This window comes from Enterococcus sp. AZ071, from assembly GCF_050499065.1.
GTDB lineage: Bacteria > Bacillota > Bacilli > Lactobacillales > Enterococcaceae > Enterococcus_A > Enterococcus_A ferrettii.
Window position 1 is genome coordinate 2692603 of the sequence record NZ_JBIPAS010000001.1, and the last position, 23647, is coordinate 2716249.

Genomic DNA, 23647 nt, shown 5'->3' on the forward strand with positions numbered 1-23647 from the left:
TGTCACAGCTATTCATAAAGATCCCCTTAAGAGACAGCTACACACAAAATAACCTAAGCCCTTTGCTGAGCTTAAGTTATTTTGCAATTATGTATACCACTGGAGAAAGAGATCCTCATTCTTACTACTCCGTTACTCTGTTCTTTTAACTGTGCAGCCGATTCGATTCACGAATAATTCTTACTCTATGCCAAGAAAACAGAAACGCAGAAAATAATGATTCACTAAAACAAAACTTACTGCTCCTTCTATTCATTATTTATCACTTTCTTTTCTTCAGGCTCCCACGTATTTGCATCAAAGTAGTAACGCTCAGTACCTATGTCACCCGAGGAAATCTCAATAGTGTACGAGGCATCATCCATCCAATCAATTTTTTTCAAATCCATCGTCCGGTAGTGCTTGGGGCATTGGTATAGTTCTTCTCCAGATACAGGATCAAAAATACTAAACGTCGCATAGGTACCAGATTTCTCTTTTGTTACGCGAGTCTTCAACAGATACTTGCCATCATGAGAATTGATTTCCTTTTCAGGATAACTTTGCGCTTGCTTTATAATCATTTGATGAGTTTTGATCACCGAAAACATTCCATATAAGTAAACACCGGAAAGAAGCAGCACGAAAGAAAGAGCGATTGCAGCTAAGAGCTTTTTAGAAACCCGCTTCGGCTCTCTTTTACCTACGAATACTGAAACAACGATATATTCAAGCCATAAGAATGCTGGAAAGAGCAAATCAAACACAAAAAGATAGCCCAAAAAACCAGGCTGTGACAGTTGCTGGAGCACAGCTAATAACAGAAAAACTATTGGAAGCAGGTAGCCGAATCGCTTCTCCTTACGTGAGCTGAGAAATGATTGAAGAAGGAGTATGATGCTCTTTCCTATTAGTGAACTTAGCATAGACATCGCTTTCCGCTCCGTTTCCAGTATAGTGATAATTATATTTTATACCTGACTACCTTATATATTCTAATTTTACCAAAAAAAGACAAACATCTAAGCTAAAATAGAGTCTTGTTGAATAGAGTGATAATTGAGGATGGAAAAAAGGCAACTAAAACCCAAATTTTTAAAGCAATAGTTGTCCTTTACTTTTCTTATTTCTTGATGGTCCAATACTATCAACGTCAATCTAAACAATAGAAACCCATGCAATAAGTAGATGCTTCCTTTTTGTATACATTTTTAGCCAAGCGTGAAAAAATGCCGTGTTGAACCACTTGTACAAGGGGTTTATAAGCCGACTTGCAGAGAGGAAATAGTACAACTTACTATCATGCAAAAAGAGATCAATCCACGCTCTGATGGTTGATCCCTTTATAACTATTCTGAAACATTGAAGTCCGATTGCCCCATGTTAAAAGATTAATTCTTTTGAAAGCAATACTTGTAGCGCTCGATAATCTCTAATACATTTGTTTCATTCGAATTTCTAGAAATACTTTTAGCCTTAAAAAGCGATTCTACAATTTAATGAACATTGATTAGATCTTTAGCAGACCCCTGTTAGAACTAACCAGCATTCTTTACAAGAAATTTTAAAATCTTACTCGCCGTTTTACCATTGTCTTTTTTTATCACTTTCTCTGAGATGATAAATGATCCACCTACCGCTATTACATGGTCATGATTCAAATAATCAACATAATTATCTTGATCAATACCACCAGTTGGTAAGAACTTAACATCATAAAATGGTCCACTCAATGATTGAATCGCTTTCAACCCGCCGTAAATATCTGCTGGAAAAAATTTGACAACCTTAATCCCATACTTTGAAGCTCTTTGGATATCACCAGGTGTTGCTACACCTGGAAAAACAGGGATTTTCTTTTCAATGCAATACTCAATAACCTCTGGATCAATTGCCGGTGATACGATGAATTTAGCGCCATTCTCTACTGCAATTGTTGCTTCCTTCACCGTCCGAACCGTCCCTGCGCCGACAATTAATTTTTCTGAGGCAGCCAGTTTTTTTATTGCCGCAGCTGCATTAGCATTCCTAAAGGCGATTTCAATGAAAGGGCAATTGTTCTCAATTAAAATTTCTTCTAGTATATCCAGATATTTAAAATCGTTCACTGTATACAGAGGTAAAAATTTCGCTTCTTCAATCTCTTTATATAGTTTATGCGCCATATCTGCGAACATTTTTTCTCACTTTCTGCTTTTAAATTTTAGTTTAGCTCTGCTGGCTTTTCGTGATTGCTTCATATAGTCCCAGCGCATATGAATGACCCATAGCGCGATCATATAATCCATAACCTGGCATGGATACTTCTCCCCAAACAGTTCTCCCGTGGTCTGGACGTATAGGGCCATTGAAGCCTTTCTCAACAAGCGCTTCCATGATTTTATACATGTCCAAAGAGCCATCAGAACTCAAATGAGCACATTCTCTAAATTTGCCTTCCTCTAGATACTCAACATTTCTAAAATGAACAAAATTAATTCGATGGCCAATTTTATCAATCATATCAATTAAATCATTCGAAGGCGAAGCTCCCAAAGAACCTGTACAGAAAGTGATACCATTGTATGGCGAATCCACACTCTCTATAATTCTCTTCAAATCAACTAAATTTTTGGTGATTCGTGGGTAATCAAAAAGCTTCCATGGTGGATCATCAGGATGAATGGCCATCTTTACATCCATTTCTTCGCAAACAGGGATGATTTTCAATAAAAAGTATTTGAGATTTTCATATAGACCTTCCTCTGTTAGCCCTTCATATAATTTTTCCAAATTATTGAATTTATCAAGACGGTCTTTTTCCCAACCAGGCAATCGAAAGCCTCTTGACTGACTGTGAATTAGAGTATACATATCTTGAGGAACCATGTTTTTTATAACAGATTGATCGTATAACATCGAAAAACTTCCATCGGCATTTTCATGAGAAAGCTCTGTCTTCGCCCAGCCAAAAATCGGCTTAAAACTATAACAAATGAGTTTGACCTCACATGTTGATAAATTTTTAATTGTTTGAATATAATTTTCGATGTAATGATCCCGTTCAGCTGTCCCTGCTTTAATTGAATCATGGATCGCCACACTTTCAATACCTAGCAGCTCTAAATTTTCTTTTTCGATCGAATCCTTTAAAGCTTGTATTTCTGAAATTTCCCAGACATCTCCTGGCATCTTGCTTAGTAAGGTACCAATGATTCCATTCATCCCTGCAATCTGCTTAATATTCTTTAATGGAATTGAATCATCATTTTCTCCATACCATCGGAATCCCCACTTCATTATTGAACACCTTCCTTATCTTTTTCGATCTAGTATCCGGTATTAACGACATTCGTCATTTCCTTAATATTCTCAACTCCGCTATCAATCGCATTCTGATAAATAAAGTCTAGCGTGCAATCGGCTTGTGAACGAGCACCTAAAGATTCAATAACCATTGCCAGATTTACACCTGAGACAACTCTGATGTTGTGATTTTCACTTTGCAATTCTTTAAAGCACATTGCAGCAACGTTATAAGGTGTTGCCCCAAGCAAATCTACGAAAACCAAAACTCCCTCACCAGAATCTAAATCCACAACCTTTTGATAGAAATCTTTTTTTAATGTTTCAAAACTCTCATCTTCATAAAATCCTAATACATCAAATTTATCGTTTTCTCCCATAATCATCTCAACACTATCTCGTAACCCTTTGGACAAGTTGCTATGACTTACAATTAAAACACCAATCAAGCGATTCACCTCTCCTAATTCTAAAACTTTTTTATCGTAACAAGTCCACCATGTTCAAAATGCCCTCTTTTCCTTTTGAGATAGCATTCTCTGTGAGTAAAGATAAATCATCCTCTGATTCTCTGCCTAGTAGTGACTCAAATAATGTTGGAATGTTAACACCAGTAATGATAGAGAGCTTTTTATGTTTGACCAAATCTTTAGACAAGAGTGATGCTGTAACATTTGCTGGTGTAGCCCCCAATAAGTCAACAAATATCATCATCCCTAAATCGGTATACATGGCATTGATTATACTTTCTATTTCTTCACTAAAGGATTCCACACTTTGAGTCTCATCGAATTCCTTAATATCGAATTGCTCTTGGGGACCTAAGATAGCCTCTACAGTTTTCTTTATGCCGTTTCCGAACCCATCATGAGTCACTACTAGTACAGATATCATAAAATTATCCTTTCATTGCTTTTTCAGCATCTTTCATCGATACACGTTTTGTGGAAGGAATTGCTTGAAAATAGCTTTCAACCTGATGCTTTTCCGCTAATTCCTTCAATAATCCAAACTGATCATGAGTAATAGAAACCGTCTTGATAACCGAAACCGTATCACTCTTCTTTGAAACAGCCCCCAAATTGAGTGAAGGAATTACAACGCCTGCTTGAATAAGCTTATAAAAAGTTTCAATCGTTCTAGCTAACAGGATTACATTAAATTTCTCAAAATTAGTTTCCTTCCAGTAGGTTATTAAACTGTCCTCGCTGAAGATTTTGATTTTCAATCCTGTTCTTGTTCCAGAACTTAAAAAAATTTGTTTCAGGAAGTCATCGTTCATCGTTTGATCGTCTACTACGAATATGGCATTTGCTCCTGATTTTTTCGACAATTGTGTCATTACTTGGCCGTGGATCAATCGTTCATCCACTCGTGCTAAGACTACTTTACCCATACTGTATCACCTTTCCTTTTATAACAATCCAATGGCTGCTAAAAGACCTAAAATAATAGTCAACCCGAGTAATGCTTTCGTTACTTGCATATCTTTTTTTATGAAATAGAGATATACCGCTCCAATAACTACAAGAGGTAACATCCCTGGTAAAATTTGGTTAAAAATATCTTGAAGTACGAATTCTTTTCCAGAAATAGTAAATTTCAGGAGTGATTCTACTTTTACGTAACTTGCACCAAGTACGCCCATCATGAATAAACCTAACATGGATAGACCCTCAATGATACCTTTCATTTTACGGCTTCCAACAATTTCGGCTGCCGCAGATCGGCCAAGATTGAAACCTAGATAAGAAAAATAGAGTCCGCTAATCGCTTGATAAGACGCCATCAACAAGCATGGAAGTAATGCTCCAATGAACATTCCTTTTTGTGCCCAAGGTAAACAAATAGCAATAAAAATATAAAGAATTGTTCCTGAGTCAATGGAATCTCCGACACCAGCCAATGCACCCATTAGCCCGGTTTTAGTATTTAGAATCAATTCACTTAACTCATTTATTTCCTCTTTATCTTTCCCCTCAGCAACATCTTGGGCTCTTTTATTTTCAATAGAAGCGACGATACCTAAGATCGTACCTCCACCCCAAGAAACTTGGGTATTATAGAACATGGCATGCCGTTCATAAGCAGCCCGTCTCTCCTCCTCATCTGGATAGATTTTTTTCAGCATAGGCAACAATGCCCATAATAATGCTGGTCCTAAATATCGATCAAAAGAATGAGAAATCGCATTTGAAAAGTACCATCTAAACCACGCAAGCCTGACATCCTTTTTTGTTACTTCATACGCTTGCTTTGTCGGATTTTCAGTTGTTTTATTCATTTCCATACTAGGCATCTCCTTCCGATTCTGAGATTGCTTCATTTTTAATTATAAGGCAGACAGCAGCCATAATCGTTCCGATAATTGCAAATGTTAACATCGTTAATCCGACATCCTTCGTTACAACAGCTAAGAAATAGCCCGCTAAGAAAAATGGTAAATAAGTTTTCTTACCAATAACATAAACGGTTGTAGCAATACCAATTGCGACTAATCCACCGCCAATTACACTTAGAATGTGGAAAATCATGGTACTTGAGTTAGCCTGCACAAAATTAGCTATAACTGGTGCCCCGAATTTCAACGTGATAAACATGAACGGAACAAACAACAACATCGAAACGGTGATAGGGAAGATAATTGCACCTCGGGTTATTTCACTCTCACTTACTCTCTCTACTCCTCTATCGGTGTAGCGATTCAAAAATGAATTCAAGAAAATTCTAAATTGGTATAAGTATCCACCTAAAAGCCCCACTGGAACTGCAATTGCAATTGCTGCTTCTGGTTCCAAGTTACTTAACAATGCTACTGGCACAGCGATTGCTGCAGCAATACAGGGTTCTGTCGGCATCTGGCCTCCCGGAGCGAAGACACCCATATAGATCAATTGAATTGCTGCCGTAATCTTTAACGCAGAAGGTACATCTCCAAATACAATACCAACTATTAATCCTGTCATCATTGGTGAGAACCTAAGGCTTAGTGTAGCTGCACCAAAAAGAGATCTCGACATTACTAATCCTACCCATACAGCAATAATTATTGCTTGTAAACTACTAACACCCATATTTATTTACCTCCCAATTTTGTATTACCATTCCGAAATTGATCCATCATAGGTTTTCCACGATGGGTTGGACCATTGAAGTCCTTCCTCAGCAACTTCCTTCACTTTCTCCTCATCCATGATAATTCCTAAGCCTGGCAGTTTGGGAATTTCAACAAAGCTATCTTTGTACTCAAACATTTCCTTATTCTTCACAAAATCTAATAAGTCAAATCCACGATTGTAATGAATTCCAAGACTTTGCTCCTGAATAAATACATTCGGACTACAAACATCCACTTGAAGTGTGGCAGCCAATGCGACTGGTCCATAGGGAGCGTGAGGAGCAGCGGCCATGTCGTAGGCTTCAGCCATTGCAATAATTTTTCTCATTTCGAGAATACCACCACATAAAATAACGTCTGGCTGAATAATATCTACAGCACCTTGCTTGAACAGATTTTTATATTGCCAACGGGTATACAAGCGTTCACCTGTTGCTAAAGGCGTTGTAGTATGCTGAGCAATATCATCAAATGCTTCTTCATTCTCTGGAAGCACCACTTCTTCTAGGAACATCGGATGATACGGTTCCAATGCCTTAGCCAGACCTTTAGCAAAGCCTTTATGGACACGGCCGTGAAAATCGATGCCAATTTCCATTTCATCCCCACAAACTTCTCGAATCGATGCTACACGTTCCACAACTTCTTTAATCCGTTTATAGGAGTCGATGTAATGCAATTCACCGGTCGCATTCATTTTAATTGCAGTAAATCCTTTATCCAAACGTTCTTTTGCCTGCTTCGCGACATCCTCTGGGCGATCCCCGCCAATCCAGGAATATACTTTAATACGATCCTTTGCAGCTCCCCCTAAGAGCTCGTACACTGGAACGTTCAAGGCCTTCCCTTTGATATCCCACATAGCAATTTCGAGACCAGAAATTACCGTGCCATTTACAGGACCGCCGCGATAAAACGATCGATGAAGTTCTTGAAATAGTCGTTCGATCTCGAAGGGGTCTCTTCCAATGATTCTTTTCCCCAGTTCATAAACACCCGCTACAACTGTTTCAGTCTTAGCTCCTGAAACAACTTCCCCCCAGCCATCGATACCTGCATCAGTTGATAATTTCAAGAAAACCCATCTCGGTTTTACTGTATAAACGGTCACATCTGTAATCTTCACTTAATTTCCTCCTAATTGTCTCGGTTTATTATTTCTTTGATACACATAATCTCTTTTTCTACATCAATAATTTCTCTGTCTGGAACATCTTGTATAATTACATGGCTGCCTTTTTCAATGATTTCTATGATCTTATTCAAGTCATTCGCATCTAAGAAAACATTATTTGCTACTTTTGATCTACCTACTGCCGAAGGAATTCTACCAACGATTAATTCTTTTATTACTACCCCTAAACTTGTGATTTGCCAGCAAACATTGATATTTTCAACTAAAACTAAGCTGTTGTTATACTGTTCGTTTTTCACGTTCTTAACAAAATCATTGACTAAACAAAAATTAACTTTGACTCCCTTAGGAATGGAAAGTAAAATCAATCGCTGACTATCAATGCTTTGTGTAACGATGTCTGATACGATTGTAATTTCTGACAAATTTAGAAACTTGAGCCATTTATAAATAATCTGGCCATGAATCAGTCTGTCATCACATCTAACCGTTCCTACTGAAGCAAAATCGCTATTACTCATTTTTTCCTCCTTTCAGCTATGGCACTACCCTTCATCCTAAATAGAGCAATTACCGTGCCAAAAAAAAGAAAGGCAGATGAAACAGTGTCTCATCTACCTTTCTATCCTGTCTCTTTTTTTATCAACACACATTTAAAATAAAATGTCGGGCTATTTATCACGTGTGTTAAATGTGTGTTTTTCTAATTGACCATCTGACTGTACAATAAAAATATCTAATATAGAAGCTATTTCTTCCTCTGGGATCTTTATACCAAAATGTTGTTCAACTTTGAAGAACTCTTTTTTTAACTCTTTCGAAAAATTGGGGTATAAGTCAAATTGGCGTTGATAATTTTTATAGGGCAGATAATCTTCAGTTAAACACCTCTCTAGCATACTTGCGCCATGGAACATAAATTTGACTAAAATGTCGTCATCCAACACAAAGTTATACCTTATACTGAGTTTGCTTAAGATCGGTTTTAATACCTCGTACGCTTTAATTGCACTAAGAAACATTAATGAGTTATCAATATTCCTCACAAGAACTTTATCAAAATAACTAAGGTGATCCTTTTGAATGCTGGTATCTTTTTCTTTGTTTCGATAGTACTGAATTTTTAGTTTTTCTGCATAGTGGAACAATTCTTCTGCATCCATGTTGTGTCCATGAGATTTCACCGCTAGCTCCAATAAAATTGGCGTGCTTACCAAATCAACGGTATAAACCTCCACATTGGTCTCTTTTCTTATTTTCTTTTCAAAATTTAAAATTGACCCCATATCTGCTAAAATGACGACTCCCTTGCCTTCATCAACCTCTTTTACTTTATCAATGGTTTGTTGCAAAACATGCTGCATTTGATCATGCAAATCCATATCCACTGATTTAATAAAATCAATCTCTAACAAACGATTCGCAAATTCAGCCATGCTCGAAGCTGTAGACTTTCCGTGCATAATCACGATAAGCCCAACTTTATCTTGCTTCTTTCTCTGGATAATCGATAAATAATTAACAATATATAGAAAATCCATGTAAGTGAAAGGTACTGAATAAGCCGATGATAACGAATCTAATATCTCTCTTGCTGCCTGAATCTCTACCTCTCCTCTATTTTCAAAGGAGGCAAAAGACTCTTTCATTTCTAAATCAAAGCTTATCTCATTTCTAGATCTTTCCTGATGATGGTTAATAACATGCTGCAAATGTATCGCTATTATTCGACAACTTTTTTCTATTTCTTTTGAATTCATTGTCAAAAAATATTTCTTTAAAATGCTTCTCAATTTGCCTACTATTTGATTATCCAAAATTTGATTCTGTACAATCATGCTAACTTCCATAGTCTTGTTGTACGTATAATTTTCCAATACAGAATTCAATTCTTTGTTCATTTCTTCTATTCCCAAATCAGAGGATGACCATTCATTCCATAAAGACGTTACCTTTTCATAGAGTGCCTCAGAATCAAACTCGTCTTTGCTGAGTTCTAGAACATTCTCATTTCCAATATTCTGAGGGAATTTAAATTCATTCACACTAAAAAAACCCAATAGATCATCTATCTCTTTTCGATTATTCATGTCAAATAAGCTTTCATAGATGAATGATGCCAAATACGATACCTTTACAGAAACACACTCAGAACCAAGCTGCATTGACTTATAGAAAGCTTTAGCACAAATCACTTGAATATCACTTTTTAATTGTCCGATGTTGCCTTTGCACTCATAGGTCAAAAGAGCTTTGATCACTTCTTTTTGTACGACTACACTCTTTTTCAACCGCCTGCTTTCTAAATCAAAAATATGATTGATCAATTCCAATCTTTCGGAAAGCTTTCTACTCTTCAAAGGTGGCAACTCTATTGTTAGCGGAATTCTTCTCAAAAAGGTCGGGAGCAAAGAGTCATCATTCTCCGTAGTTGCACCAATAATCAAAATGTTTGATTCTTGATATCTGTTGGAATCTCCCATTTTTCTATATACGCCTTTATCCATAAGAAGAAACAACATCTCTTGTCCTTCTTTAGGCAATCTGTGAATTTCATCTAGAAATAGAATCCCGTTTTCTGCTTTTTCTACTAATCCACTCTTTTCAACTTCCGCCCCTGTATAGGAACCCTTAACGTGCCCAAACAGCTGGGACATCAGCAGCTGTGGATTATCCGCATAATCCGCACAGTTAAAGATGATTAAGGGAGAATCTTTCGAAAGAATGCCTTCCGTTTGTCCAAAATTATACATAGCTTCTACAAATAGTGACTTACCAACCCCGGTCTCACCTTTAATTAAGGTCGGCAGCCCATGAGGTGGATATACCATAGCTGATTGAGCTATTTCTATCAGGTCTTTAAGACTACCTTCTGAACCAATTAATGAAAAATGATCACTTGAATGACTCTCTTTATCCTTCTTATATAATTCATCAAAACTGTCTACCACATAAGTAGAAATCTTTATCGAGAGCTCTCTTTCCAATACCTTTGATGAAAAAAATAGAACAGGCTTCCCCTTTTTCTTAACTGCTTTTTTCTCCCTAACAAGGGAGTTCAGATCCCGACTGACATTATCTCTAGATAGATTCAAATCTTTTGCCAATTTTTCTGCTGTTACTTCATTTTCAAAATCTATGTCTTTCATTGCTTGTTCGGTTAAATAATCTAATTCAGCTTCGACTCGATTAATCCTAGAAACCTTCATGACATTCTCCCCCTACTATTTCACCGAATTTCCTCATTCTTACTTAATATCATTTTAACATTGAAATTCGTTTGCTAGTAGAGCTATTCACAAACTTCAGTTATTCGAGTTCCTTCGAAGCCTGCTAGTGATTTTACAGAAGAAAAGAAAATACCCAACTACTTTCCAAGTTAAAAAGGTAGTTAGGTAGTCAAGTTTTCATTACTAACAAATATTTACAAAAAAAATCCGTGCCTATCGAAACCGTTCTCAAACTTATCGATTTTTTTCAATAAATATATTTTATCCTTCTATCGCAAAAAAATGACCTCTCCTAAGAAAAGTCATTCCACTACTTCCTGTGCATAAAATTGTAAAAGCTTAGGGGATAGCTTGTAGCCGTAGCCCCACACTGTCTCTATTAATTCTTCTCGGAAACCAGCCTTATACAGCTTCTCCTTCAAGCGTTTCATTAATACAGACATTTGAGTCATCCGTGAATTGTTCGATGCACCTCCCCAGAGGTATTGGCACATCTCTTCACGAGAAATCATTCCGCCATCACTGGCAAGTAAACATTCAAACGTCTTACATTCCTTCTTGGTTAGACTAGCTTTGAATTCTTCTAGGGTTCGAGGAGAGTCTTCCTTTTGATAAAGAAAAACCACATTCTTGCTTTCCTTCTTTTGTCCTCTTTCTAAATTCTCAGCCAAATGCTCCCGCAACAGATCCGCGGATTGATCGGCGTAAATCCAAGTGTCCATTCCCAACTTAGATAAAGCGGCCTTCTCTTCCACAGAAGGTAAATGACCAAACTTGCGAATCAAAAGCTGGCCTTCATTGCCAATAAATACCAGCAGCTTGCGAACCTCTTCATCAGATAAGGTCTCACTAAAGATAATCGCCTGATAACTATGAATCATCTGCAGGCGGTTCACACTAGTTTTTAGTTTCTTTACTAATTTTACAGAGCAGAAAACTTCATAGTTCAAGTATTGCAGCTGCTCCTGCATCTGTTGTTCTATTAATAAGTTCTTGGTTAAAATTAAGAGTGGGCACATTGGCTCACTTCCTTTCATTCTTCACTTGAAAGCAAGGGGAGAGCCCCTCCCCTCGCACTCTCAAGATAAAAAGTAGTTTAACTGTGCCTGCCAATCAAGATACAAGAAGATAACCGCACCAATTGCCAGCAACATCACAAACAACAAGCCGCAATCCACTAACAAAATGGTTGATTTCTTTTCATATTCCATCCGCAACCGGCTGTCTTTGATAAAAAAGATCAAAAAACTCACCAGCCCAGCAATTGCCAGAAAACCAAAAACTCCCAACCACATTGGAATGGTCATGTACATTCTCCTTTCACACTACGGGGTGTTATCTAATGACCAAGTCAGCTTGGCCGTGTACTCTCTACTCCCCTTCCCAGCACCAGCAGGCAAGATCAACGAAATATCATCAAACGGCATCCGCAGCTGCCAAGTTCCCTGTCCTTCACCAACTTGGGCTGAAACCAACGTCTTCGCCGTTTGACCAGTAATCAAGGTCTCATTAGTCTGAACCGTTGTTGGCGTTCCAGATGGTGACGGATCAATCGCTTCCTGTGGTGTATCACGATCAGTGACCTTTTGAATAAACATATTCTGCAGCTTTAAAGACGTACCTGTTCCATTTGGCATCGCACGACCAACCGAATCCTTAAAATCAGAAAGACTCGCAGTTAACTTCCAGCCAGTTGAAACCACTTTATCATCCTTAATACGCGTGTAAAAACCATCTGTGACAACATTGGTATTGGTTTGATAGTTTTGAGCGTTTAAGTGGTGAGTTGCTATACTAGAAGAAACGCTTTGTATGCCAAAATAGAAACGTAGTGGTGCAGACAGTATACCCATGTCATCATTATCCTTTGTTAAATCCTGTTGTTCATCATCCAGAATTTTATAGCTCTGCTTCGCTTCATTAAAACCTGGACTAGACGGTGTATCATCTGACCAGTCTACTCGTCCAATCGCTTCCACCCATTCTTCTGCAGTACCTCTGCCTATAGACTTAAACGTAATCACTATCGATTCACCCTGCTCCAAATCACCTAGATTCGTAGTGCCGTTAAGGTGGTTCATATCCCCAGAGACACTACTAAGCCCTTTCGTAACTACAATATCTGAAATATCTCCAGTTACATAATTAGGTAAGGTAAAGGTCGCCTTAATATCTTCCGCCTTTTTCTGAGTCAAACTTGTAATCGTCCAGGTCCAAGTCAGTTCTTCCCCGTTTTTGACCTTGCTCGGGCTAACTTGTAGCTCATTTTTTAGTTCACTGACAGTACCGAATGTGATAATCCCTGAAAACATCTTTCTATTATAGCTACCTGCACCTTCTTGTAGTGCAGTGGGAGCATAGTCAAAATTAAGCGACTTTTCACTTAATGAATATCTGGTTACTCCTGTCAGCTCGATTAAATCTCCATTACTGGCATTGGGAAGAATGCTTGTTGGCGCTGGAACAATCGTTCGATTAGTAGAAGTTAAACCTGTTTGGGCAGTTGTTTTTAAGATATCTACTGTCGCATCACCGCTCGAAGATACTGGGGGGACAGGAACAGTCAGTTTTTGATTAGATGCATCAAGATATTTTAAAGCCGTTAATCCATTGGCAGACCTAATATCACTAATGCGATTGTTAAAGCACAATAAATCCACTAATGCCGTATTGTTGCTCACACCCAACTCGCTTAACTGATTGTTCATACAGTGTAAGATTGTTAGGGATGTATTGCTACTTAAATCCAATTCGGTTAGCTTATTATTATCACATAATATAGCCTTTAATAAGCTTGCGCCACTTACATTTAAATTACTTAGCAGATTTTCTCTACATTCTAAATTCATCAATGCTGAATTACTACTAGCATCTAATTCAGTTAGCTTATTACTAGAACAGACTAATCTCCCCAAAGCATTTGCTCCAGTTAGGTTCAAATTGTTTAATTGATTATATTGACAATTTAAATTCACCAAGGCTGGATTGCTGCTGACGTCCAATTCACTTAGCTTATTATTCTCACACATTAAAGTAAACAACAAACTTGCTGCACTTACATCTAAATTGCTTAGTGCATTGTATCCACAGGTTATATACGTCAACGCTAACTTATTACTAAGATCTAATTCTTTTAGCTGGTTACTTGCACAGGATAATTTCTGCAAGGAGTTTGTGCCCGTCATGTTCAAATTACTTATCTGGTTATCTGAACAATGAAAATCCGTTAAGGCCGTTTTGTTGCTAACGTCCAATTCACTTAGCTTATTATTTTGACAATAAAAAGTCTTCAATAAACTTGCTGCACTTACGTTTAAATTACTTATCTCATTTCTAGCACATTCTAAAAACACCAATTCTGACTTACTACTAACATCTAGTTCGCTTAATTGATTGTAATTACACATTAAGGTCTGCAAGGAGTTTACTCCAGTTAGGTTCAAATCACTTAACTGGTTATATGAACATTCTAAAAATTTTAATGCTGTATTGCTGCTTAAATCCAATTCAGTTAGCTCATTACTATTAACAGACAGGTTCGTCAAATTTGTCGCATATTCAATTCCCTTAAGACTTGTGAGATTCTTATAGCTCAAAAAAGTCATGGTCTTCAAATTCCCCATAAATTCAACCGTCAAAGGATTGGGTGCTGCATAAGTATACATCCGAATTACATTCGCAAAATCCTTATCAATATCATAAGGAAACGGGTCACCTGGCACGCCTTCTACTAAGGGTGTTTCAGCAAAGGGCACAATTCCACCTCTGGGTTCAATTCGTTGATTGGTTATCTTCGATTGTTCTCCACTTGAATCACTAGCAGGTATTGGGGATTCATCTGCTTTATCGCTTCCTTCTTCTGGGGGAGTTTCTGATTCACTTGTTTTTTCTGGGACATCCTGGGAACCCATACTCTCCACCACTGGGGCATAGTTTTGAGCATTTTCTTTATACTCCTTCAACGGATCTTCGACCTTTGAAGAGATCGTGGGTTCACCGACTGGCACATCCTGAATGGTTTCTGCAATCACCGGAGAAGCAGAAACCAGTTGAACCGTAACCAGTAGAGCACAGAAAATAGAGCGAAACTTTTGTCGCTGTTTAGCCATTCTCTTGCTCCTCCTCTCTCAGACGAGTAAAGAGAAACAGCCAAAAGCAGCTGGCAATACATGCCAGTCCAAGGACTCTTAGAAACACCACTTGCTGTTGTTCTCCGGTTTTCGGCAGGGTTCCCTGACTGGTTGCTGGTAGTTGCTTGGCTTGAGCTTGATACCTAGTTTGCCCTAAGGCTATCGGCAGCACATTATCGATCGGTGCTGGGGCATAGGGCATTGGATCATCAGGTATTGGTACAGGTGTCGGATCTGGATTTGGTGCAGGTTGTTCATCACGAAAGCCGATCCCGATACCCGTTTCTTTCGTTTGCATTTCTTCACCAAATACTGAGGTGGGGAAACACACACAGGAAATGGTTACCAGTAAGAGTAATTTTTTCCTTTTCACATTCCTCACTTTCTCCCTTCAAACCATTGGTGCTGACGACGCACAAGGTAGGCAATTAGACCAATCAGTGCTACCAATAAACCGGCTGCGGTCCCTGGTACCCAAGCAGGCACATTGACTTTAAAGACAGTCTCATCATTGATATTATCGGCCTGTTTTTTACCAACCGTGAATTCTTCATTCCATTTCCAGGTTCGATCATCACCAGTGGCTTCACCAGTAAAGATATAGGTACCTGGCGTGAATCGTTCGATACCTAAAGGCAACTGAAAATCAAAGTTGGAATTCGGCGCAACAGCAAAGTTGCTTTGTTCCTGTTCTACTAGGACTTCCTTCTCACCTTTGCGAGTTACCTTCCCTTTAATGGTCATTTCTTGTAGAACCTTTGGCTGATCGTTTTGGATGTTGGCGGCAATAATTTTCCGTCCATTGAACAGGGTTAAGTCCACCTTTTTTAAATGCAGTTCGGCCCCATGATCAAAGTCTTCCTCGTCCTCAGTTAACATCACGGCAATCACTCTGGCAAACTCTGGTACCAGCCCGGTTTGCTTCGTATCGCTTTCTTCAGCTTCTCGCAGGAAGCGGATTGATCCCAATTTCACTCCTGGATACGCTTCCTTTGGTGGCGTGATTTCAAAGCCCACAATTTTTTCTTCAAAGTTTGCGACCGTAACTTTTTTGACACCGTCTTTGACTTTGACAAAGCTGGTGATGGGATTGGTTAAACTTTTATCAAGCTTGGGTTTTGGTTGAGCATAGTCAATCTCGCCAATGGAACTGCTTACCGCATCGTGAACTGCTACTGTTACTGTGACCGGATCTTTTTGGGTACTGGTTACTTTCACCTCAATGGTTTGTGATTGTTCCGGTATTGTCTTTAAATAGAAAAAGGTATAGTTCTTATCCACCTGATTCTCGGGAATAATACTTTCCACGGTATACCCCGCACCACCTTGGGGCTCCTCTTCAGCATAGCTGACAGAAGAAAATAAAAAACTTCCCATAATTAGGATACAGCCTACAAAAATAAGTTTGATGGTCTTCATTTGCCTCATGCTAGCGTCCTCCTCCAACAAAAAAGGGGAGAGGAGACGCCCTCCTGCTCCTCTTTTTTCTTTCATTTAAATCGCGTTAGTCAAGGTCCAAGTCATTTTGCCTTTGTATTGATGTGTTTTTTTGGCAACATTTGCTGGGACACTTAATTTCATATTTTTCATTTCCATCGCGGTATTTCCTTCAAAGGAAGTCACACTGCTAGCAATGTCTCCATCTTCCATCACTTTGATAGCTGTTGCAGATGTATCTGCATTGATGGTATAGTTCGGTGCTATGGTTGCGGTATGGCCTGCGGTAGCTGCTGCGATTCCCCCTGAAGCTAAGCCTGGATCAATCGTACCGGAATAATCATGCTTGTCCGTATCGAATTTTAATACCGCACCGGTTAGTTTGGTTGTTGCCGAAGTTGTACTAACTAAATCAGATACACCAGCAGTTAATTTCCACTCAACGTCTGCCCCCGTATGATCACGTGTATCTTCGACTACCGCATATTTCTTTAAGTTTAATTTTGCTTCATCTTGTTCCAGAAAATCTACATTAGTTGTTTGGTTTACTACGTTACTTGTACCAAAATCTAACTCAGTGGGTACCCAACGAATTTTTAAGTCGCCCGTTTCACCTGGATCCGTATGAGTACCAAATCCAATCCCTACCTCAGTCTCTGCTGCGTAAGAACTTACACCACCTAAAACACAAACACCCAATACACTCGCGCTAACTAATAAACCTGTTACTAATTTCTTTTTCATAACCATTTCTCTCCTTTTTTTTAAATAAAATTTATATCAAATGGTACTTTCCATTGATATCTGAATAAGATAATTCATGAATGCTATAATAGAAGGTGGTGCATTTTAGTTCCTGTTTGACATAAAAATACGATCCGTCTTGAAAACACCGCTCTATCCGTGGTCATTTCTGCTGACGATTTTCTCTGACGGCGAAAAAATTTTATATTTATCTTTAAATAACATGAAGGAGCAGTTAGAATGAGTGGAATAAAACTAAAATGAGAGAAATCCCTGTGGAAACTGGTCGGATTGAGTGTTCGCATTTAGAAATCGCTTACTTGAAAAAAGCAAAAAAAAGGGAGGGGTAAGGAGCTCAAACAGCATTTTTTGAAAAGGTTTTCTTATCCTACTAGTTTGTCCATCGACGTAACGACATCGATACGTTCTCCTAATTGGGAGTCATAGTAAATGTCACTGGTCAACTGGACTGAATAATGGCCCAGTAGGCGACTGACGGGAAAGATTTTCTCTTCTGCTTCTAAGCAACGAGTCGCAAAAGTATGGCGCAGCTGGTGGAAATGAATGCCGATCAGCTTGGCTTTTTTCAGGATGCGATGAAAATGTTTAGTTAACAAACGCGGCTCGCAAGGCTTGCCTTTTGTTGTAAAAACAAAGTCAGCTGTTGTGTTTGTCTTTAAGTTTTCCAGCAAACTACAGACTTTATCAGACATTGGAATCACACGTTGGGATGTCTGACTCTTAGGTGGTCCCAACTGCAGCTCCGATTTTTTCCCATTGCCATAACAGATCCGTTGATAGGTTTGATTGACATAGATTAGTCGCCGTTCCAAATCAACCGCATCCCATTTCAATGCCGCAATCTCCCCAATCCGCATCCCGGTTCTTAAGGCTAAGCTGACAGTCTTTGACCGAGGATCGCAGTCTGTTTCCACTACTTTCTCCAGTTTTCTTTGTTCACTTAACGATAATGCACGGACTCTTTCTTTGATGGCTTTTGGTAAATCCACTGACTCACAGGGATTCCTTTCAATCATGCCCTGCTTGATTGCATAGGCCATTGCTTGATTCAATAAGCGGAAAAAGACCTTGATGCTACTACATGCCAAGCCTTCCACCTTCCAGGAGTCTACGGCTGAACGAATTGCTTTGGCATCCAGTTGGTACATTGGCAACTCTCCCAATGGCTTCCACAAGTACTTTTTTAGTTTGTGCAAGTAGCTGGCGTACGTGGCTGGTTTCAGCGTGGCCTGTAATTCATTGAGCCATTGGATGCTCCATTCATTGAAAGTAACCACACTCTTCCCATAAAACTTCAGCGTAAGTTCTGCATTCTTTTTCAAAGGACGCAGTTTTTCTTGGACTTCTTCGAGAGTTTTGCCATACACATAGCCATACAGAAGTCGGCCGTTGGCTTTGCGTCCTTTATGATATCTTCCCTCCCAACGTTCATCTTTTCGATGATAGATATTTTCGCCTCTTCTACACATAAAATAACCTCCATATACTTAAGCTTTGACGATTAATGATGACGGCGCAAGGAAACATGTTTACTGTTTTCAAAAACATCTTTACATCATTTCGTTGTAATATTTTCGCTGAAAAAATCATTTTTAAACTTTCGCAAAATTAACTATTGCTTTTTACATTCTAATATTTTACAATATTAACGAAAAGTAAGTTTTGCATACGACCTTTTGTTTATTATTCCACTATAGTATCATCTAGAAGTCGTATTTTTATGTCAAACAGGAACTTTATTCAAAACTAATTCAGTAGAGACATAGTAATAAGTTAATCAAAATAACTAAATTTGACTTCGTTACTTCCGAAGAAAAAATGCTCTTCCCGAGGTTGCTGTTTCTTACCTCCTCACGCTTTTTCCACTCAAACACCTACTTTTCTTCTTTTAAAAACTTTCAAATAGTAAAATTGTTCAACTTCTTTTAATAGCGATAGTTGCACTACATCAATTTAGAATGAAAAAAATCAGAAAAAAAAGCGTTATTTCATTTGCTTGATTCTCAAAATTTTCAGTTTTATTACAATAACTAATGAAATATCCAAATTATTATTATATCAGCACTTAATCATTTTTTGAATAACGAATGTCGATTAACTCATATCTTCTTTTTCCTAAACTTCCTTATACGCAAAAAATCGGAATTTCGTTCTGGAATTTGCAAAATTTTCTACTGTTATTAAACTTTTTTGCCGTATACAAGGCTTTTTCAGTAGTCTATAATCGGTTTCAACAAAAGGAATTGGAGGTTTCGTATGAATAAAAGTCAAAATAGTCTACGGTTTGAACAAAAAATAGTCGGAAAGGGAAAAATTACTGCCGATTGTCAAAAATTATTGAATCAATCAGTAATAGTTCATTCTCAAAAGTTAAGTGGAAGGTTTAGATTATTGGTTGGAGAATTATCGGATGTTCCTATTACTACAAGTGAATCACCCCCATTAAACAATTGGTTAGTATACTGTATTTCACTAAGAAAGAATTTGAGCAGTACCCAAGTATTGGATAGCTACCGTTCGCTCTTGTCTTTCATCACAAACAACTTTGTGCCACCCTCCCCCTGTTCAGTAACAGCTTAGATTTTGAAACAACGCACTACATACCTGTTGATCGGAGTGATTGTCATGAGTAAGAAACGAGTGTTTGAGGGAAAAATATTAAGTGAGAATATGTCGGAGGATTGGAAGTATTTGTTGGAAACTGCGCCGGCCTTTAATTATTTTACTATTGGAGAAATTACCTTAGTGTGCCCTATCCCTAATCGAAAAGGGTCGCTTGTTATACGAGAAAACCTGCCTTTTTTATCCAAGGAAAATCCCTTGGAAACCATCAATACATTCTTTAAAACCCATCGCTTAATGGATTATCACCTGATGCGGCGAACCTGCCAATCGTTGAAGGCGTTACCATTATTAAAGGTACCCATCGTGAATCAGCATTTTGCTTTGTTCCCAGTTGTTAAACCCGAAGAATCTAGCTGGTTCAATCCTTTAGCTATTGATTGCGTTCGAGAGGAGGCAGGGATCTGCTCTGTGACCCTTACCCACGGGTTGACTCTGGAGCTGCCGATTTCCAAACGTTCATTAATCAACTTAGCCGGCAAGGCTGTCTATTCTTTGGCGACTTATCGGCAAGACTATGCCTCCAGTTTAAAATCAGATGGTTGTCCACTGGATTACGTTTCTCTTCCTGCTACACCAGTTGGACAGCTGCTAAACACCCAAGACCTGCTTCAACGCTGGCACATGAGTCCTGGCATGTTTTTCAATCATTACAAATTGGAGGAGCATTTACTTTGGTATCAACAACTAGCGGATTGTCCAGATATAGAGGCTCGGCTGTATTAGCTTAAAACGAAACAGTCTACTATTAATTAAAAAGATCGCTGCAGATTCTTGTTTTTAACTAAGGATCTGCAGCGATCTTTTTGGAGAAATTGCCTTTATTATATTCCCAGAATTTTCGATATAGTTATTTTTAAACCGTACACCAATTTTCATCAGAAGCCTTTTTAGCCAATAATCCTTATCATAGCAGTATTTCTTCCTATTCGTTACTTTCACAAGACTTTTGCAAATCCTTCTAGATTTTTGCTTTTAGTAAATTATACTTTACGATCAAATCAATAGTCTTCAAAAAAATCGTGCAAAAGTCTCTGATATTTTGTAAAAGTCTCCTTTTGTTTTTTTATTCCTTTGATTTATTGTTTAGTCACCGGCCGGAACAAAAAAAATATCTCATAGGAGGAACCCAAATGATCCAACAGTTAGGCACCAAATTACAAGTACAAATCGAACAAGCAGGTGAAGACAAACAAAAGAAAGTGAACTTCAGCAACATCGTCACAAACCCAGCAGAATCAGACATTACAAAGTTAGGCGAAGTTATGGCTGACTTAGCAGGAGATGGCAGCAGCCTAGACAGCATCATTGTTACTAATCAAACACGAGTTACTAAATAAACCAAAGGAGGAAACCACCTATGACTGAACAGCCTTTCACTCAATACCAACTGTTTCATTTAAAACACACTAAATTAGAGGAACAAATCAGCCACTATTATCAAGAAACCCAAGATAGTTCTGTGACGATTCAACTGTTGTTAGCCATGAAAGTTCGCCATATGTTAGGCGAATCCGATTTTGAATTATTCCTGCAGGATTTAGTTAAGCATCTCTTTGCCAACAATCGGATTACTCGTGCCTTGCGCCGTTACTTTTATTTTTTTAGAGAATATTTTGAAGAGAATGAGTGGGAGATCTTGTCAGCTCGGTGTTTTCCACCTGCACATGTCACTACAGAATTAATGGAAGTCGTCCCGTCAACTGTTGAAGGAAATGAACAGGATACTTTAGAAAGTTCCTGAAAAACTACTATATAAAGATAAACAAAATTAAAGGAGAGAAAAAACTATGTTCAAACTAGCCGCCGTATTTGAAAATGCCGCAGGAAGAACCCATCGCTGGGGCTACAATGATCCAGATCCAACGAAGAGTCCAGAGGAAATTAAAACAGCCTTAGACACCATCACTACGTTAAATCTATTTCAGAAAGACGGAATCCGCCAATTTACTAAGGTCGTTTCTGCGAAATTCGTGGAAACCATCGAAACACCAATATTTGATCTATCGAAGCCAACACCAGAAGCTTATATTACTGATCCAAGCAATATCTTTTCAGCTCATATTGTAGCTGAAGAAGCAACCCAAGTTTCTGTAAAACCAGTCGTTAATGAAGAAAAAGAAATTGCAGTACAAGTACTTCCAGAAGAAATCGTTGCACCAAAAACTATAGCAGCCGTAGAAACTGTTAAATCAATCGAGCAGAAGCCTGCCGAAACTGCAGCATCGTTAACTGTTCCTGTATCAAATTCTGAGTCATTAGCAGCTGTCGTTGAAAAAGCCAAGAGTACTGGTATTGTACCAAGCAACTCAGCACAGCAGTTAGAAGCTCTAACCAATGAATCAACGTCACCATCAGTCGATAGTCCCACAGTCCAAAAGCCTATGAATTCGCGAAAGGCACAAGTAGACCGAGTCCGAGCCTTTCATGAAGCCAAGAAGAAAAAAGGGAAAAAGAAAAAACGCTAAGTCCCTCACCTAACCTTGAGTGTCACAAAGGAGGTGATGCATGACTTAGCAGTGTTTATGGCGGTGGCTGAACTCTAAGAAAGGAGTGATGCTGACATGTTCATCCTAGGAAAGGAACTTCCGCCATGACTGTGTATCAGGCGTTGACATTGGCAATTGCCTTTGCGACCTTGATCATTACCCTTGATCGACACAACAAAAAATAGTACCAAGCTCTACTCACAGTCACCGTCTTAAACGGTGCTTAATCGAGGTGCCAGCGCGCGGCACCTTTTATCTGAGTAGCAGCTGTTACATAAGTGAGGATGAAATTTAGCTTTTTTCTGCCGGTATGCTGGTGGAATGCAACCTTTGATAATTGAATAAATAGAGCTAGTAGTCTGATTGGTCGTAGTCGACTGTAACTAAAGTTTCAAAAAAGAGGCTTCCCATGCAGAAAGCCCCTACTCCTGTCTACTGCTCTCGAATTTCGATTATCTGGGCATATTCGAAGGTGGAATGTAATTGATATCCTTTTCCCCAAGAAGTTTCAATCCGGATATCATTGATACCACAATCTCGTAATTTTCTTTTAATATGTTGAACTATTAAAGAAAGCTGGGATAAATGAGAATTGTTCGGCTTATCTTGCCATAGATATGAGCATAATTCTGCACGTGACAGAATATTATTCTTTGATTTCATGAGATGATTAAAAAGAGCCCGCTCTTTTTTGGTTAGTTGTTTGTCAAATGATTCAAGCCGTTCTGCTATTCCGCACTCCTGATAATTTTCCCCGCGCAATTTGCTATTGATCATCAGTTGATTTAAATGTGTGCCTAATTTCTCACGTAAACTATCTAGAGACTGATCCGCATCAAACCAATCATTTATTCCTAGTTCTTCCAATTGATTTTCTTCCTCAAGAGTAGGTGTTTGTAGAAACTTTCTTAGAACAATTTGATTCTCATTATTCAGAAATTGGATAAATTCTTTAATTTCAAAATTAGATAGCGTTCCACTCAATATGATGATAGGATACGGTTGAAATAAGTAAGGTGCATTCACACTTATTCTTATTTTATTTAACAGTTCTTTCGTACAAAAGACTTCATACCCTAGCTGCTGCAAATCATTTTGCAGGGGCTGTTCAACAATTAGATTTTTAGTCAGTATTAAAATTGGTTGCATATCATTCTCCTTTTATTAACATAAACATGAATCAAGTCACTCCTGTGACAGCCTCCTTTTTGACTAAGATAACCATCCATTGAAATTACCCTCCGAGTTGTGTTTGAATATTGAGGTATAGAAGAATGGATAAGGCTCCCCAACCAAGAGTCAATATAAACAGTAACCAATTTGGCAAAAGATAGTACCACTTCTTTTTGCTCATTTTTTCATGAAAAGCTAGGTCCTTAATTAGAAAAAACAAAAACAGAAATAGCATAATGCCGCTAATTCCAGATGTTAACCATACATACTCATACATAGAGCAC

General features: G+C 38.3%; 26 protein-coding genes. 6 read left to right on the forward strand and 20 right to left on the reverse strand.

Annotated elements, in window-relative coordinates; genetic code table 11:
• Positions 1–248: 248 nt before the first annotated feature.
• From IGI49_RS13345 to IGI49_RS13430, 18 genes are all read right to left on the reverse strand, one after another.
• A complete protein-coding gene (locus IGI49_RS13345) occupies positions 249–911 on the reverse strand; it encodes a hypothetical protein (protein WP_429964885.1) in 663 nt (220 codons plus the stop codon).
• A 606-nt stretch (positions 912–1517) separates the two neighbouring features.
• Entirely contained in the window at positions 1518–2156 is a 639-nt protein-coding gene (locus tag IGI49_RS13350; protein ID WP_429964886.1) for a bifunctional 4-hydroxy-2-oxoglutarate aldolase/2-dehydro-3-deoxy-phosphogluconate aldolase, read from the reverse strand.
• 31 nt (positions 2157–2187) lie between these two features.
• Complete coding sequence (locus IGI49_RS13355; protein ID WP_429964887.1) at positions 2188–3258, reverse strand: mannonate dehydratase; 1071 nt, start codon at positions 3256–3258, stop codon at positions 2188–2190.
• A gap of 29 nt (positions 3259–3287) precedes the next feature.
• On the reverse strand, positions 3288–3713 hold the full coding sequence (locus IGI49_RS13360; RefSeq protein WP_429964888.1) for a PTS sugar transporter subunit IIA: 426 nt from the start codon (positions 3711–3713) through the stop codon (positions 3288–3290).
• A 31-nt stretch (positions 3714–3744) separates the two neighbouring features.
• On the reverse strand, positions 3745–4158 hold the full coding sequence (locus IGI49_RS13365) for a PTS sugar transporter subunit IIA (RefSeq protein ID WP_429964889.1): 414 nt from the start codon (positions 4156–4158) through the stop codon (positions 3745–3747).
• 4 nt (positions 4159–4162) lie between these two features.
• Entirely contained in the window at positions 4163–4660 is a 498-nt protein-coding gene (locus IGI49_RS13370) for a PTS system mannose/fructose/N-acetylgalactosamine-transporter subunit IIB (protein ID WP_429964890.1), read from the reverse strand.
• An 18-nt stretch (positions 4661–4678) separates the two neighbouring features.
• Positions 4679–5548 carry a PTS system mannose/fructose/sorbose family transporter subunit IID gene (locus IGI49_RS13375; protein WP_429965008.1) on the reverse strand — a complete coding sequence of 290 codons (870 nt, stop codon included), beginning with the start codon at positions 5546–5548 and terminating at the stop codon, positions 4679–4681.
• Positions 5549–5555: 7 nt separating this feature from the next.
• Complete coding sequence (locus IGI49_RS13380; RefSeq protein ID WP_429964891.1) at positions 5556–6338, reverse strand: PTS mannose/fructose/sorbose/N-acetylgalactosamine transporter subunit IIC; 783 nt, start codon at positions 6336–6338, stop codon at positions 5556–5558.
• 24 nt (positions 6339–6362) lie between these two features.
• Complete coding sequence (gene dgoD / locus IGI49_RS13385; protein ID WP_429964892.1) at positions 6363–7508, reverse strand: galactonate dehydratase; 1146 nt, start codon at positions 7506–7508, stop codon at positions 6363–6365.
• 11 nt (positions 7509–7519) lie between these two features.
• Positions 7520–8038: a PTS sugar transporter subunit IIB gene (locus tag IGI49_RS13390; protein WP_429964893.1), complete on the reverse strand. Its 519-nt coding sequence runs from the start codon at positions 8036–8038 to the stop codon at positions 7520–7522.
• Between the two features lie 150 nt (positions 8039–8188).
• Complete coding sequence (locus IGI49_RS13395) at positions 8189–10726, reverse strand: sigma 54-interacting transcriptional regulator (RefSeq protein ID WP_429964894.1); 2538 nt, start codon at positions 10724–10726, stop codon at positions 8189–8191.
• Between the two features lie 323 nt (positions 10727–11049).
• Positions 11050–11766: a helix-turn-helix domain-containing protein gene (locus IGI49_RS13400; RefSeq protein ID WP_429964895.1), complete on the reverse strand. Its 717-nt coding sequence runs from the start codon at positions 11764–11766 to the stop codon at positions 11050–11052.
• 60 nt (positions 11767–11826) lie between these two features.
• On the reverse strand, positions 11827–12054 hold the full coding sequence (locus IGI49_RS13405) for a hypothetical protein (protein WP_207703731.1): 228 nt from the start codon (positions 12052–12054) through the stop codon (positions 11827–11829).
• 18 nt (positions 12055–12072) lie between these two features.
• A complete protein-coding gene (locus tag IGI49_RS13410) occupies positions 12073–14856 on the reverse strand; it encodes a WxL domain-containing protein (RefSeq protein WP_429964896.1) in 2784 nt (927 codons plus the stop codon).
• Positions 14849–15250, reverse strand: a complete 402-nt coding sequence (locus tag IGI49_RS13415; protein ID WP_429964897.1) for an LPXTG cell wall anchor domain-containing protein — start codon at positions 15248–15250, stop codon at positions 14849–14851. Before IGI49_RS13415 ends, IGI49_RS13410 begins: the two co-directional genes overlap by 8 nt.
• Positions 15251–15255: 5 nt before the next feature.
• Entirely contained in the window at positions 15256–16305 is a 1050-nt protein-coding gene (locus tag IGI49_RS13420) for a DUF916 and DUF3324 domain-containing protein (protein WP_429964898.1), read from the reverse strand.
• A 66-nt stretch (positions 16306–16371) separates the two neighbouring features.
• On the reverse strand, positions 16372–17058 hold the full coding sequence (locus tag IGI49_RS13425) for a WxL domain-containing protein (protein ID WP_429964899.1): 687 nt from the start codon (positions 17056–17058) through the stop codon (positions 16372–16374).
• 383 nt (positions 17059–17441) lie between these two features.
• The gene (locus IGI49_RS13430; RefSeq protein ID WP_429964900.1) at positions 17442–18548 is read right to left on the reverse strand and encodes a tyrosine-type recombinase/integrase; all 1107 of its coding nucleotides are present in this window, start codon (positions 18546–18548) and stop codon (positions 17442–17444) included.
• A 787-nt stretch (positions 18549–19335) separates the two neighbouring features.
• On the opposite strand from IGI49_RS13430, the gene IGI49_RS13435 reads away from it, so the two are divergent.
• From IGI49_RS13435 to IGI49_RS13460, 6 genes are all read left to right on the forward strand, one after another.
• Positions 19336–19659 (forward strand): hypothetical protein, encoded by a 324-nt coding sequence (locus tag IGI49_RS13435; protein ID WP_429964901.1) that lies wholly within the window; start codon positions 19336–19338, stop codon positions 19657–19659.
• 45 nt (positions 19660–19704) lie between these two features.
• A complete protein-coding gene (locus tag IGI49_RS13440) occupies positions 19705–20427 on the forward strand; it encodes a hypothetical protein (RefSeq protein WP_429964902.1) in 723 nt (240 codons plus the stop codon).
• Between the two features lie 407 nt (positions 20428–20834).
• Complete coding sequence (locus IGI49_RS13445) at positions 20835–21041, forward strand: hypothetical protein (protein WP_429964903.1); 207 nt, start codon at positions 20835–20837, stop codon at positions 21039–21041.
• A 20-nt stretch (positions 21042–21061) separates the two neighbouring features.
• On the forward strand, positions 21062–21445 hold the full coding sequence (locus tag IGI49_RS13450; RefSeq protein ID WP_429964904.1) for a hypothetical protein: 384 nt from the start codon (positions 21062–21064) through the stop codon (positions 21443–21445).
• Between the two features lie 46 nt (positions 21446–21491).
• Positions 21492–22169, forward strand: coding sequence for a DUF2922 domain-containing protein (locus IGI49_RS13455; RefSeq protein ID WP_429964905.1), 678 nt, complete (start codon positions 21492–21494; stop codon positions 22167–22169).
• A gap of 125 nt (positions 22170–22294) precedes the next feature.
• Positions 22295–22375, forward strand: coding sequence for a putative holin-like toxin (locus IGI49_RS13460; RefSeq protein ID WP_242704509.1), 81 nt, complete (start codon positions 22295–22297; stop codon positions 22373–22375).
• 247 nt (positions 22376–22622) lie between these two features.
• Here IGI49_RS13460 and IGI49_RS13465 read toward each other — a convergent pair whose 3' ends face one another.
• On the reverse strand, positions 22623–23339 hold the full coding sequence (locus IGI49_RS13465; protein ID WP_429964906.1) for a winged helix-turn-helix domain-containing protein: 717 nt from the start codon (positions 23337–23339) through the stop codon (positions 22623–22625).
• An 85-nt stretch (positions 23340–23424) separates the two neighbouring features.
• Positions 23425–23640, reverse strand: a complete 216-nt coding sequence (locus IGI49_RS13470) for a hypothetical protein (RefSeq protein WP_429964907.1) — start codon at positions 23638–23640, stop codon at positions 23425–23427.
• Positions 23641–23647 lie beyond the last annotated feature (7 nt).

Bases quoted from the DNA above. Each gene is read 5' to 3' on its own strand.
- IGI49_RS13345 (WP_429964885.1), bottom strand. From the start codon at position 911: ATGTCTATGCTAAGTTCACTAATAGGAAAGAGCATCATACTCCTTCTT.
- IGI49_RS13350 (WP_429964886.1), bottom strand. From the start codon at position 2,156: ATGTTCGCAGATATGGCGCATAAACTATATAAAGAGATTGAAGAAGCG.
- IGI49_RS13355 (WP_429964887.1), bottom strand. From the start codon at position 3,258: ATGAAGTGGGGATTCCGATGGTATGGAGAAAATGATGATTCAATTCCA.
- IGI49_RS13365 (WP_429964889.1), bottom strand. From the start codon at position 4,158: ATGATATCTGTACTAGTAGTGACTCATGATGGGTTCGGAAACGGCATA.
- IGI49_RS13370 (WP_429964890.1), bottom strand. From the start codon at position 4,660: ATGGGTAAAGTAGTCTTAGCACGAGTGGATGAACGATTGATCCACGGC.
- IGI49_RS13375 (WP_429965008.1), bottom strand. From the start codon at position 5,548: ATGAATAAAACAACTGAAAATCCGACAAAGCAAGCGTATGAAGTAACA.
- IGI49_RS13380 (WP_429964891.1), bottom strand. From the start codon at position 6,338: ATGGGTGTTAGTAGTTTACAAGCAATAATTATTGCTGTATGGGTAGGA.
- IGI49_RS13390 (WP_429964893.1), bottom strand. From the start codon at position 8,038: ATGAGTAATAGCGATTTTGCTTCAGTAGGAACGGTTAGATGTGATGAC.
- IGI49_RS13395 (WP_429964894.1), bottom strand. From the start codon at position 10,726: ATGAAGGTTTCTAGGATTAATCGAGTCGAAGCTGAATTAGATTATTTA.
- IGI49_RS13400 (WP_429964895.1), bottom strand. From the start codon at position 11,766: ATGTGCCCACTCTTAATTTTAACCAAGAACTTATTAATAGAACAACAG.
- IGI49_RS13405 (WP_207703731.1), bottom strand. From the start codon at position 12,054: ATGACCATTCCAATGTGGTTGGGAGTTTTTGGTTTTCTGGCAATTGCT.
- IGI49_RS13410 (WP_429964896.1), bottom strand. From the start codon at position 14,856: ATGGCTAAACAGCGACAAAAGTTTCGCTCTATTTTCTGTGCTCTACTG.
- IGI49_RS13420 (WP_429964898.1), bottom strand. From the start codon at position 16,305: ATGAGGCAAATGAAGACCATCAAACTTATTTTTGTAGGCTGTATCCTA.
- IGI49_RS13425 (WP_429964899.1), bottom strand. From the start codon at position 17,058: ATGAAAAAGAAATTAGTAACAGGTTTATTAGTTAGCGCGAGTGTATTG.
- IGI49_RS13430 (WP_429964900.1), bottom strand. From the start codon at position 18,548: ATGTGTAGAAGAGGCGAAAATATCTATCATCGAAAAGATGAACGTTGG.
- IGI49_RS13435 (WP_429964901.1), top strand. From the start codon at position 19,336: ATGAATAAAAGTCAAAATAGTCTACGGTTTGAACAAAAAATAGTCGGA.
- IGI49_RS13440 (WP_429964902.1), top strand. From the start codon at position 19,705: ATGAGTAAGAAACGAGTGTTTGAGGGAAAAATATTAAGTGAGAATATG.
- IGI49_RS13445 (WP_429964903.1), top strand. From the start codon at position 20,835: ATGATCCAACAGTTAGGCACCAAATTACAAGTACAAATCGAACAAGCA.
- IGI49_RS13450 (WP_429964904.1), top strand. From the start codon at position 21,062: ATGACTGAACAGCCTTTCACTCAATACCAACTGTTTCATTTAAAACAC.
- IGI49_RS13455 (WP_429964905.1), top strand. From the start codon at position 21,492: ATGTTCAAACTAGCCGCCGTATTTGAAAATGCCGCAGGAAGAACCCAT.
- IGI49_RS13460 (WP_242704509.1), top strand. From the start codon at position 22,295: ATGACTGTGTATCAGGCGTTGACATTGGCAATTGCCTTTGCGACCTTG.
- IGI49_RS13465 (WP_429964906.1), bottom strand. From the start codon at position 23,339: ATGCAACCAATTTTAATACTGACTAAAAATCTAATTGTTGAACAGCCC.
- IGI49_RS13470 (WP_429964907.1), bottom strand. From the start codon at position 23,640: ATGTATGAGTATGTATGGTTAACATCTGGAATTAGCGGCATTATGCTA.